9 protein-coding genes are annotated in these 12,096 nt (G+C 65.1%); 7 read left to right on the plus strand and 2 right to left on the minus strand.

Translation table 11 applies throughout. From position 1 onward, the window contains the following. Nucleotides 1–47: 47 nt before the first annotated feature. Nucleotides 48–944, plus strand: coding sequence for a LysR substrate-binding domain-containing protein (locus ACN9M3_RS19255; protein WP_426318333.1), 897 nt, complete (start codon nt 48–50; stop codon nt 942–944). On the opposite strand, the gene ACN9M3_RS19260 is transcribed toward ACN9M3_RS19255, so the two are convergent. Then, nucleotides 941–3,166 (minus strand): alpha-galactosidase, encoded by a 2,226-nt coding sequence (locus ACN9M3_RS19260; protein ID WP_426318334.1) that lies wholly within the window; start codon nt 3,164–3,166, stop codon nt 941–943. The two genes, ACN9M3_RS19255 and ACN9M3_RS19260, sit on opposite strands and share 4 nt — an antisense overlap. Before the next feature lie 212 nt (nt 3,167–3,378). Here ACN9M3_RS19260 and ACN9M3_RS19265 point away from each other — a divergent pair, with 212 nt between their 5' ends. From ACN9M3_RS19265 to ACN9M3_RS19285, 5 genes are all read left to right on the plus strand, one after another. Continuing rightward, nucleotides 3,379–5,715: a TonB-dependent receptor gene (locus ACN9M3_RS19265; protein WP_426318335.1), complete on the plus strand. Its 2,337-nt coding sequence runs from the start codon at nt 3,379–3,381 to the stop codon at nt 5,713–5,715. Nucleotides 5,716–5,781: 66 nt separating this feature from the next. Beyond that, on the plus strand, nt 5,782–8,424 hold the full coding sequence (locus ACN9M3_RS19270) for an ATP-binding protein (RefSeq protein ID WP_426162123.1): 2,643 nt from the start codon (nt 5,782–5,784) through the stop codon (nt 8,422–8,424). 149 nt (nt 8,425–8,573) lie between these two features. Next, nucleotides 8,574–8,828: a hypothetical protein gene (locus ACN9M3_RS19275; RefSeq protein ID WP_426162125.1), complete on the plus strand. Its 255-nt coding sequence runs from the start codon at nt 8,574–8,576 to the stop codon at nt 8,826–8,828. Further along, nucleotides 8,812–9,690, plus strand: a complete 879-nt coding sequence (locus ACN9M3_RS19280; RefSeq protein ID WP_426162126.1) for a DUF692 domain-containing protein — start codon at nt 8,812–8,814, stop codon at nt 9,688–9,690. The genes ACN9M3_RS19275 and ACN9M3_RS19280 overlap by 17 nt, the downstream gene beginning before the upstream one ends. Continuing rightward, complete coding sequence (locus ACN9M3_RS19285) at nt 9,681–10,301, plus strand: hypothetical protein (protein ID WP_426318336.1); 621 nt, start codon at nt 9,681–9,683, stop codon at nt 10,299–10,301. The genes ACN9M3_RS19280 and ACN9M3_RS19285 overlap by 10 nt, the downstream gene beginning before the upstream one ends. Here ACN9M3_RS19285 and ACN9M3_RS19290 read toward each other — a convergent pair. Further along, nucleotides 10,187–11,098: a LysR family transcriptional regulator gene (locus ACN9M3_RS19290; protein ID WP_426162129.1), complete on the minus strand. Its 912-nt coding sequence runs from the start codon at nt 11,096–11,098 to the stop codon at nt 10,187–10,189. The genes ACN9M3_RS19285 and ACN9M3_RS19290 overlap by 115 nt on opposite strands. A 128-nt stretch (nt 11,099–11,226) precedes the next feature. Between ACN9M3_RS19290 and ACN9M3_RS19295 the strand changes: the two genes are divergently transcribed. Then, on the plus strand, nt 11,227–12,093 hold the full coding sequence (locus ACN9M3_RS19295; RefSeq protein ID WP_426162130.1) for an alpha/beta fold hydrolase: 867 nt from the start codon (nt 11,227–11,229) through the stop codon (nt 12,091–12,093). Nucleotides 12,094–12,096 lie beyond the last annotated feature (3 nt).

Below are 12,096 nucleotides of genomic sequence, written 5' to 3' on the forward strand. Positions count from 1 at the left end.
TCTTCATCAAATTCATCCACAATTGAATTTGATTTCAATACCGGCCAATGCCCTCTCCTACACTTCGTCAACTCGAATTGCTTCTGGCGCTCGTGTCCTCGGACGGCATCGCCGGCGCCGGCGCCAAGCTTGGCATGTCGCCCTCGGCCACCAGCCATGCACTGCGCGCGCTGGAAACTGCGCTCGGCACCGAGCTGGTCGACCGTAATGCGCCTGGCATGGCACTTACCTATACCGGCGAACAAGTCTTGCCCCACGTACGCGACGTCTTCGCTTCACTCCAGCTGGCGCAGGCAACGGCGCTGGCTGGGGCGGAGCTCAGGACAGGGCTGCTGCGCCTGGGTTCCTTCGGGGCCAGCGCAACGATCAGGGTCCTGCCGCCGCTACTGGAGCGCTTCAAGGCGCGCTATCCCGGCGTGGAGGTCGTTGTCACGGAAAAGCCTGACGAGCAAACCTCGCAGGACCTGGTCGAACGTCGCCTGGAGCTGGCCGCGCTCACGCTTCCCAAACGGGACTTCGATACGCAAACCCTGGCCGTCGACGAACTGGTAGCAGTCCTGCCTTCCAGGCATCCCCTGGCGCGGCTGGAAACCGTGCCGCTCAAGGCGATGACGAGCGAGCCATTCATCCTGACGCGCGCAGGTTCGCAAGCCCTGGTCACGAGACTGTTTGAAAAGAACGGCTTGCGCCCGCAAACCAGTTACGAACTGGTTCAGCTCATGTCCATCCTTGAACTGGTCGCGAGCGGGAAAGGCATCTCGATACTGGCAAGGCTGGCGCTTCCGCAATACTATGAAGGCGTGGTCCTGCGCCCCATCGTTCCTGGCGCATCCAGGCGCATTGGGCTGGCCTGCCTCGATGAGAGCCGGCTTTCGCCGGTCGCAAGGGCTTTCTGGCAAGAGGCTCGCCGTTACCAGGCGAGCCTCAAGCGCAGCCCCGCTTAGGACACGGCCTCCAGCACGAACGCAGCAGCCTGGAAATCGCCCTCAAGCGCTACCTTCAATCCATGTCCCATCCAGTAGGCGCCGCTTGCCTTGGCAACGGTTCCTGCCGCCGCGGAGCCGGCGATCGGGCGCAGCGAGTAGACGGCGCTGGCGTCCAGTCCGCGCAGCTGGATCGTCTTTTGCGCAGAACGCAACATGCTGGAGTGCAGGAAGGCGAACAGCACGGCCTGTTTGCGGTCATGCGACACGGAGAGCGTGGCCGAGCGCGGCGAGCCGTTCCCCGGCGATACCAGGCGATAGAGGTTCCCAAGCTGGATCGTCGCGCGAACCTGCTTGTATGCTTCGACCAGGCGCCGGGCCTTGGCGAAATCCTCGTCCTGCCAGTGATTGAGGTTGGCGCCGATACCAAGCCCGCCCTGCATGGCCGACAGGAAGCGGTACTCCAGCGAAGTCACGCGCTTGTTCACGAAGTTCGGCGAATCCGTCACCCATGCCATCATCGCGGCAGGAGCATAGGCATGGCTGTATCCGTCCTGGATGACGAGGCGGTCGTACGGATCGGTATTGTCCGAGGTCCAGACCTGTTCGGTGAGCTTCATGATGCCCAGGTCGACCCGGCCGCCGCCGCTGGCGCAGGATTCGATCTCAAGCTTCGGATGCCGGCGGCGCAGCCCGGCCAGCAGCTTGTACAGGTTGTCGACGTAGGCCACGTAAAGCCGCTGCTGGTCGTCCGGCGCCACTTCCGGCCAGCCGGGTTCCGACCAGGCGCGGTTATGGTCCCATTTCAGGTATTCGATATTGTGGCTGGAGAGCAGTGCATCCAGCACCTTCAGCAAGTGTTCGCAGACGTCCTTCCTCGCCAGGTTAAGCACCAGCTGGTTACGGGCCTCGGAGCGCTGCCGGCCGGGGAAATTGATGACCCAGTCGGGATGGGCGCGATACAGATCGCTGTCCGGATTCACCATTTCCGGCTCGACCCAGAGCCCGAACTGCATGCCCAGGCCATTCACGCGCTTGATCAGCGGCCCCAGGCCACTGGGAAACTTCTTCAGGTTGACCACCCAATCCCCAAGCCCGGCCTTGTCGCTGTCGCGCGCACCAAACCAGCCATCGTCTACCACAAAACGCTCGACGCCGATGCTGGCCGCTTTTTCGGCCAGCGCCACCTGCCCTGCTTCATTCACGTCAAAGAAGGTCGCTTCCCACGAGTTGTAAAGGACTGGCCGCAGGCGTGGCCTTGGCGCGTGCGGCAAGACCTTTTCTCGCTGGTAGCGATGGAATACGCGCGAAGCCCCGCCAAATCCCTCGTTGGAAAAGCCGGCATGGAAGACCGGCGACGCCAAGCTCTCCCCCTGCTTAAGGCGGTAGCTGAAGTCGAACGGGTTGTAGCCGGCAGTGGCATGCACCCCGCCCATGGCATCCATCTCGACGTTGATGCGCCAGTTGCCGCTCCAGCCCAGTGCTCCGAACCACACCGGGCCGGACTCTTCGCCGGTTGCGGCGCGGCTCACCGCAATCCATGGATTGATTTGGTGCGAGGTGACGCCCTTGCGGCTTTCCAGCACGAACGCGCCCGGCGTGATCGCGCGGGTCTGCAGCATGAATTCCCCGGCCCACCGGCCGGACAGGAAGTACAACCGGTAATCGTCGCTGTAAGGCAGGTTCAGGCAGGCAGCCGCCATTTGATCCACCTGGATCCAGTTGCCCGTCCGGTTTTCCACCACGGCGGAGCGCGCGAGGATCCCGGTCGCTTCGTCCATCGCGTAAGTCAAGGCGACGCGGACGGCCCGCTTCGCGTCCTGCAACTGCAGCACAAGGCTGTCTCCTTTGTCCTGATGGCCGGCATAGCGCAGGTCGAGGTCGCGCACGCCGTCGGGGAAGCGGACCTTCAATGCCGGCTCCGTTGTCAAGCCGCCACCAAATCCCGCAAACTCGTATGGCGTCAGGCCAGGCGCCATCTCGTTCGACGAATTGGCTTCGACCGGAACTGCCGCAGGAAGACTGTCGCTGGCAGCAAGCGCAGCGCCCCAATACAGCGATTGCACCTGCCCGCCGGCATTGATGCCAAACGCATAGGTGACGCCGCCGCCATCAAGGCGGAATACCCTGGTGGCCTGGTCGACCATCGCGCGGGCCCCGGCGCCACCGCCGAGTGCCATGCCCGCGGCACTGCCCAACAAGCCAAGGAACACCTTGCGCCGGGTTTCATTTGTTGCCGCCATCGTCCCTCCAGGATGCGTTTTTCGGCAGAGGATAGCAAGCAGCCAGGCCGCCGCGACGCAGCTATATCAGGACGGATTAGTTCTTTTTGAATTTGAAATATCACAACTGGCGATTCTGTGCAAAATTGCACAACGTGAGTGCAACCCTGTCAGTTTCGCACAGTTGGCAAAACATGCACACTCCTCGCATAACAAAACCTGAGGAGACTTTGATGCGCGTGTCGAAACACAATTTCATGCTGCGACGCTCGGCAGCAGCCGTGATGATGACGCTTCCCGCCATTTATTCCCACCCGGCCTTGGCGCAAAGCGCCGGCGGTGAGAAGGCCGAAGGCGGGATGGACCGGGTGATCGTTACCGCCCGCAAGCGCGAAGAGCTGATCCAGGACGTGCCGGGAGCCGTGACCGCGCTGTCCGGCGCCCAACTCGACAAGAAAGCGCTGCCCGACATCACCGCCCTGACCGACATCGTGCCCAATACCACGCTCAAGGCTTCGCGCGGCACAAACACCACCCTCACCGCCTTCATTCGCGGCATCGGCCAGCAAGATCCTGTTGCCGGTTACGAGCAAGGCGTCGGCATCTACCTGGACGACGTCTACCTGGCCCGCCCGCAAGGCGCCCTGACCGACATCTACGACCTGGAACGCATCGAAGTGCTGCGCGGCCCGCAAGGCACGCTGTACGGCCGCAACACCATCGGCGGCGCAGTCAAGTATGTGACCCGCAAGCTGTCCCCTAACCCGACTTTCGAAATCAAGGGGGCGCTTGGCAACTACAGCCAGCGCGACCTGGTCCTGAAAGGCAGCACCCCGGTCAGCGACATCCTGCGCATTGGCGGCACGGTTGGCACCTTCAATCGCGATGGCTTCGGCAAGAATGTGATCAACGGCCGCGAGAACTATAACAAGGACGTTAATGCCGCCCGCATCAGCGCGGAACTAGTGCCGAACAGCGACCTGTTCATCCGTCTCGCGGCGGATTACACCAAAGACGATTCCGAGCCAAAGCAAGGCTACCGCCTGCTGAATGGCCCGCCGCCGGGCAACGAACCGCCGCTGGAAGGCGCCTATGACACGCGCGCCAACCTGTACAAGGTGAATGGCCATGAGCAGCAGGTGACCACCAAGGGCGCCTCGCTGACCATCGACTACAACATCAATGCGGAAACCATGTTCAAGTCGGTCACCGCGCACCGTTCGTCCAGGTCCTACGCCCCGATCGACTTCGATTCCCTGAACGCGCCGCTGTGGGAAGCGCCCGCCATCTACAGCGACAAGCAGGACAGCCAGGAATTCCAGCTCACCTACACCGGCGCCAAATGGCAGGGCGTGGCCGGCCTGTTCTACATGAAGACCAATGCCTTCAACGAATTCGACGTGCTGTACAACGCGGCCGGCGGCCTGTCGCTGCTGACCCGCGACGATATCGATTCCAGGACCTGGGCCGTCTACGCGGACGCCAGCTATAGCGTATCCGACAACTTCAACGTCAGCATCGGCGGCCGCTGGACCGATGACGAGCGCGAAGCCGCCATCTACAAGCGCACCTACCTCGGCCTGGCCGGTTCGCCCAACCTGGGCAATCCCGCCGCCGTGGGGCTGGCGCCGAATACGGACCTCGGCAACGGTGACTTGCACCGCAAGGACAGGAAGTTCACCCCGAAACTGGGCTTTGGCTGGAAGCTGTCGCCGGAACACAACGTGTACGGCAGCTACCAGAGCGGCTTCAAGGGCGGCATGTTCGATCCGCGGATGGACCTGACGGCAACCGGCGGCCCGAACACCCCGGCCTCGCTGGAGAAGCGCAAGGGCGTGAATCCGGAAGAAGTCGATACCGTTGAACTGGGCTTGAAATCGTCGCTGAACAGCGGCCGCCTGCAGACCAATGCGGCGGTGTTCTACACCGACTACAAGAACGTCCAGATCCCGGGCTCGATCCCGACTTTCAATGCACAAGGCCAGGTGAACGGTTTCGCCGGCACGCTGACCAACGCCGGCAAGGCCAAGATCAAGGGCCTGGAACTGGAAGCGATTGCCCGCGTGACCGATGGACTGTCGCTGAACGGCATGCTGAGCTACATCGATGCCGAGTACAAGGAATGGATGGTGGCCAGCGGCGCCACCCTGGTCAATGTGGCGCAAAGCGCGGAATTCCAGAACACGCCGAAAAAGTCGGCCAACCTGGGCGCGACCTATGAATGGCCGGTCAGCCTGTTCGGCCGTGGCGGCAACATGAGCTTCAACAACAGCCTGTCCTACAAGGACAAGGTGTACCAGGCCGAGATCGTGCGCCTGACCGGCATCGCCTCGATGGATGCACTGGTGCCGCAGAACCAGATGCTGGCCCAGGGCGGCTTCACGCTGTGGGATGCCGGCCTGGTATGGACCAGCGTCGACCGCCGCCTGCAAATCGGCCTGCACGGCCGCAACCTGACGGACAAGCGCTACAAGGTGGCCGGCTATGCCTTCGGCGGCTTCTTCAACACCGTCACCACCTACTACGGCGATCCGCGCACCTACAAGCTGACCGCTTCATACAAGTTCTGACGCACGTTACGATTGGTGAGAATCTCTTTGCGCTGACAGGAATATGATGGCAGTGAGGAGAGCCAGATGCTGCTCGAGCGCGAAAGGCAATTGCAGGATTTGCAGCGGCTTGCCAGCCGCGTTAGCTCAGGTGCGGGCGGGATGGCGCTGGTGCTGGGTGAAGCCGGCATCGGCAAGTCATCCCTGCTGCAAGCCTTTGCTGCCCCCTTGAAGGACGAGTTCTTCGTCTTGCAGGGCGCTTGCGAAGACCTGTCCACGCCGCGCGTGCTGGGCCCCTTGCGCGATTTTGCGCCCGCCCTGGGCCAGGACGTGGTGTCGGCCATCGACAACGCCGCCAGTCCCGACGTCCTGATGCCGATGCTGCTGGGCCACCTTGCCGCCCAACCGCGGCCGGTGCTGGTCATGTGCGAGGACCTGCACTGGGCCGACCAGGCCACGCTGGACCTGCTGAAATACCTGGCGCGCCGCATCGGCGGCCAGCACACCATGCTGCTGGCCAGCGCCCGCAACGACGAGCTGCCGCCCGACCATGCCTTCTGGCGCTGGGCGGGCGACTTGCCTCCCGCCAGCACCCAGCGCATCGACCTCCCGCCCCTGTCGCCGCAAGCGGTCGCCACTCTCGCGCGCGATGCCGGCTGCGATCCCTCCGAGCTATACCGCGTCACTTGCGGCAATCCCTTCTTCCTTTCCGAACTGCTGAGCGACTGCAACCGTTCGCCCGGCCATTTGCCGGCCTCGGTGCGCGACGCGGTCTGGGCCCGCACATCGCGCCTGGACGCACAGGTGCGCACCGTGCTGGAACTGGTCAGCGTCAGCCCCGTCGCACTGGAAGAGTGGCTGCTCGAAGCCCTGCTCGGCGAGGACGGGCACGATGCGATCGACTGCAGCGTGGACAGCGGCCTGCTGCAGCGCGCCAGCCCCGGCCTGTTGTCGTTCCGCCACGAGCTGGCGCGCCAGGCCTTGTTGAGCGGACTGCGCCCCGGCGCCACCCGCGCCCTGCACAAACGCCTGTGCAAAGCCCTGACCGAGCAGGCGCCGCCCCATGCGCGGGTCGAACTGGCGCGGCTCGTGCATCACGCAACCGGAGCGCAGGATGCGCACATGGTGCTGCAACTGGCGCCGCGCGCGGCACGCCAGGCGGCGCGCCTGGGCGCCCACAGGCAGGCGGCGGCCCACCTGGCCAGCGCACTGCAGTTCGTCGACGCGGTCGGCTGGACCGGCGAAGCTGCCCAGCTTTACGAGGACTGGGCTTACGAGGCGGGCCTGCTGCGCATCGACGAGCGCCTGATCGAGGCGCGGCAAAAGGCTATCGCCCTGTGGCAAAGCGTGGAGCGGCCGGACAAGGTCGGCCTGAACCTGCGCTGGCTGGCACGCACCCATTGGTACCGCGGCGAGGCAAAGGAAGCGGAACGCTACGGGCTGGAAGCGATCCGCACGCTCGAGCAACTGCCGAACAGCAAAGAGCTGGCCATGGCCTACAGCATGCGTTCGCAGCACCAGCTATTGCAGAACCATCCGGCGTCCGCCATCGAATGGGGCCGCCTGGCGCTGGAACTGGCTACCGCGCTGCACGACCATGACACGCGCGTCCATGCGCTGACCAATATCGGCAGCGCAAAGCTGTTCCTGGGCGACGACGGCGGCCAGCAAGACCTGGCCGACGGCTTGCAATGCGCCCTGGAACAGCACCTGCACGAACACGCGGCGCGCATCTATAGCAACTGGGTGGAATACGCTGTCGTGTTCAAGCAGTTTGCCCTGGCCGAACGCCTGCTGGCCGAGGGCCTCGCCTACCATCGCGAACATGAACTGGACGCCTGGGTGCACTACCTGACCGGCTGGCAGGCGCAGCTCCATCTCGACAAGGGTGAGTTCGCCCAGGCCGCCGCGCTGGCGCGGCAGGTGCTCGCCCTGCCCGACCTGAGCCTGGTGATGCGGCTGCCTGCCTTGACGGTACTCGGGCGGACCCTGTCGCGCCAGGGCGAACAGGATGCCGCACGCTGCCTGCAGGAAGCGCTGCAATGGGCGCGTGCCACCGGCGAATCGCAGCGCTTGCTGCCGGTGCTGCTGGCCCTTGCGGAAGCGGCCTGGCAAGTGCAGGACCTGGACAGTTGCCGGCGCTGGCTGGACGAGATCGGCCAGTTCGACCTGTCCGGCGTCAACGCCTGGGACCTGGCGGCAGTCGGCGCCTGGCGGCGCCGGGCGGCAATCGCCGTGGAAGGCGGGCCGGCAGGCTGGACACCGCCGCCGCGCGCCGCGGAAGCGGCCGGCAATGGGCAGGCTGCCTGCGACGCCTGGCTGGCATTGGGCCTGCCATTCGAAGCAGCGCTGGCCTTGCTCGACCTGCCCGGCGACGCGGCTGCGCAAGCCATGCCCAAGGCAGTCGCCCTGCTGGAACAGATCGGCGCCGCACCGGCGGCTGCGCTGGCGCGGCAGCGCGCCCGCGCCTGCGGCGCCCAGGCCCAGCTGCCGAAGCCGCGGCGCGGTCCCTACGCAGCAGCGCGCCAGCACCCGAGCGGCCTGACCCGCCGTGAAGCCCAGGTGCTGGAACTGTTGCTCGATGGCCTCAGCAACCTTGAAATCGCCCAGCGCCTGTGCCGTTCCGAACGCACCATCGAACACCACGTTTCAACCCTGCTCGGCAAGCTGGGCGCCACCACGCGCCTCGACTTGCTGCGCCGGCCGCCCACCTCGCTGCACAAAAACTAGGTGCTGGCGATCCGGAATCTGGGTGCCAGTACCAATTCGCCGCGCCTGTCCTCAGCCTAAAGTGACTCCCATGGAAAGCACGGGGCGCGGTCCATAGCCTGGTCCGAAGGGCCCGCCCCTCTTCAATACCGGACCGCCTGGAGATCGTCATGGAAGAACTGCGCCACACCAATTCCAAGAAAAACCATATCAAAATCGTCGTCAGCGAAGGCAAGGTCACCCTGGAAGAATTGCACAAGGCGCTCGATATCGCCGTGTCCCAGATGGTGCCGAAAGGCGGCTGCAACTGCGGCCTGACCGGCTTCGACCTGACTTTCCTGCGCGGCGACCCGTCGATCGGCCGCGTGCTGCGCGAGGTGCCGCACATCGAAGGCGCGGTGCTGGAACATGAACTCCGCGGCTGAATTGCCTGCGCACGACCCGCGCCCTGCCCTGGGCGTGGGCGTCAGCTATGAGGGGCGCGATCCGGCGTTGCTGGAGATGATGCTGCCGCACGTGGACATCATCGAAGTCACGCCGGAAACCATGTCGGTGGCCGATGGCGAGCGGATCTCGCTGGACAAGGGCATCCTGGCCGAACTGAAAAACATCGACCGCGAAAAAACCATCGTGGTGCATGGCGTCAGCCTGTCCATCGGCTCGCACGATGGCTGGTCGCCGACCTACCTGCACCTGCTCGACGAACTGATGGACCAGGTGCGGGTGCGCTGGCACAGCGAGCACCTTGGCTTTACGCGGGTCGACGGCGAACATCTCGGCATCATGCTGGCCATGCCGCGCACTGAGCAGGCAGCGGAGCTGGTGGCGCAGCGGGCCTGGTGCCTGCAGCAGCGCTACGGCTTGCCCTTCCTGCTGGAGAACATCGTGCACGTGGTGCCGGACTGCCCGGCCGACTACAGCGACGCCGGTTTCCTGAACGCGGTGGCGCGCGACAGCGGCTGCGGCCTGGTGCTGGACGTGTACAACCTGGAATGCGATGAACATAACCATGCGCTCGACATACAGGCCTTCCTCGCCGAACTCGATGGCCGCCACGTGAAGGAAGTGCACGTGGCCTGCGGCGTCAAGCACAACGGCCTGATGCTGGACGTGCATTCGCGCCTGCCGCGCCCCTGCACCATGGACCTGGCGCAGCAAGTGCTGCAGCAGGTCGCGACCGAGGCGGAAGTGATCGTGTACGAATTCATGCCGGAGGCGGTGCCCGGCCTGGGCAACGCAGCCATCGCCAACACCCTGCAGCAAATGCGGCAACGAAAATGGAGGTAGACATGGACCTGGCCAGCCACCAGCGCATCCTGCTTGGCCTGATGCGCGCCACTTACCAGCCCGGGCCCGGCGACGCGCCCTATTTCCGCCGGGTTGCCGATTCCCCCGACCTGCAGGAAGCGCGCGGCAATGTGCTGCTGTGGCGCATCTACGTGCTCGAACGCAGCTGCGTGCTGACCGTCGAATTGCTGCGCCAGGCCGGCTTGCTGGAGGAAGCGCTGCAAGCCTTCATCCGGCAGGAGAACATCTCGCCGTTCCGCGAGTACCAGCCGCTGGCCTTCCTTGGCTTCCTGGCCGGGCATGAAGACCCGCTGGTGGTCTCGGTGTCCCAGTTCGAACTGGCGCTGATGAAGGTGCGCGAAGGCGACCCTTGCCGCTACATGGTGGACTGGAGCTACGACCCGGCGCCCATTCTGCAGGCGCTGGCGCAACGGGCGCCGCTGCCGGACCGGGCCGATCCAGACTTGCACCGGATCGAGATTTCGGGTGAGCTGCCCTATTTGTTCGAGATGAAAAGGCTGGCGCGCGATTCGGCAAACGAGCGGAGCAAGTTCCAGACCGCCCTGACGCGCGGCAGCCGGTACAAGTCGACGGGCGCCACCAGCCAGTAGGCGCGCTCGACGAATACCTCGTCCTGCAACACCGGCACCAGGCGGCCGTCCGTTGCCATGTAAGGCGGCGCCATCATCAGGCCCAGGCCGGCGGCGGCAGCTTCGGCCTGGGCCAGCATGCCCGTGCAGCACAGGCGGCGGCGCGGGTTGACGCCCAGTTCATCAAGGAAGTTCAGCTCGTTGCTGGCCAGGCGGTCCTGCACGTAGTCGACAAAGTCATGGCCGGCCAGGTCGCTGCGTTTCTGGATCGGCGGGTGGCGGGCCAGGTAGTCAGGCGAACCGTGCACGTACAGCCGGAAGGACGCCAGGCGCGTCACCATGTAGCGGCCGGTGTTGGGCGCGTCGAGCGTCACGCCCAGGTCGGCTTCGCGGCTGGCCAGGTTGGCAAAGCGCGGCTGGACCAGCAGATCGACCGACAGCTCGGGATAATCCTGCAGGAATTGCGCCAGCAGCGGCGTGATGAAGCGCACCCCGAGCGCTTCGGGCACCCCAAGGCGCACCACGCCGCGAATCGCGACTTCGGTGCCGGACAACTGGCCTTGCGCGGCCAGCACTGCGCTTTCCATCGCTTCCGCATGGGGCAGCACCGCGTGGCCCATTTCGGTCAGTTCATAGCCCTCGCGCGAGCGATCGAACAGGGTGGCGCCCAGTTGCTGCTCCAGGCGGTCGATGCGGCGCGAGACGGTGGTGTGCTCCACTTCCAGCCGGCGCGAGGCGCCGGACAAGGTGCCGGAGCGCGCCAGCTCAAGGAAGAAGCGCAGGTCAGTCCATTCGGGCAGGGTTTTCATGCGGCCCATTGTGCATCATTTTCCCTCGCTGTAGTGTTGCTGTGCAAAATTGCACACACAGTGGGCGCGGCCTCCGGTTCCCGCGCCGATGCATTTCTTGCACACTGCACGCTCCTGCAACGCTGCCCACGAGGACCATGTATTCCGAGATCAGCTACACCAGCGACGATGGCCTGCGCCTGTATGCGCGCGACTACCCTGCCGCCAGCGGCCCCGCGCGCCTGCCCGTGATCTGCATCCACGGCCTGACGCGCAATTCGGCCGACTTTGAAGACGTCGCGCCATGGATTGCGGCCCAGGGCCGGCGCGTGATCGCCGTCGATGTGCGCGGCCGCGGCAATTCCGAATACGACTCCCAGCCCGACCGTTACACGCCCATGGTGTACGCCAACGACGTCGTCAAGCTGGCGCACGACCTGGGCATCGAGCGCGCCGTCTTCATCGGCACATCGATGGGGGGGCTGATCACCATGACCCTGGCCTTGCGCAAGTCGGCGCTGATCGCGGCGGCGGTCCTGAACGACGTCGGCCCGACCCTGTCGGAACGCGGCCTGTCGCGCATCCGCGGCTATACCGGCAAGGGCGAACAGTTCACGAGCTGGCAGCAGGCGGCGGACTACATCGGCGGCATCAACGCGGTCGCCTTCCCCGGCAACACGGCGCAGGAGTGGGAGCGCTGGGCGCGCCGGGCCTTCCGTGAAGAAGGCAACGGCACCCTGGCCATGCGCTACGACCCGAACATCGCCGTGCCGATCCGCGCCAACAAGCTGCGCTCGACCTCGATGGCCGCGCACTTTGCCTTCCGCCGGCTGGCCCGGCGCCGTCCCACCATGCTGATACGCGGCGCCCTTTCCGACCTGATCGAGCCGGCCCAGGCCAACGCCATGCGTGCTGCAGCACCGCGCATGATGTATGCTGAGGTGCCCGACGTCGGCCACGCGCCGATGCTGTCCGAGCCCGCCGCGCAAGAGGCGCTGCGCAACTTCCTCGCCAGTGTGGACTGATCG

It is taken from the genome of Pseudoduganella sp. R-43 (assembly GCF_049913255.1).
In the GTDB taxonomy this organism is placed as follows: domain Bacteria; phylum Pseudomonadota; class Gammaproteobacteria; order Burkholderiales; family Burkholderiaceae_D; genus Rugamonas.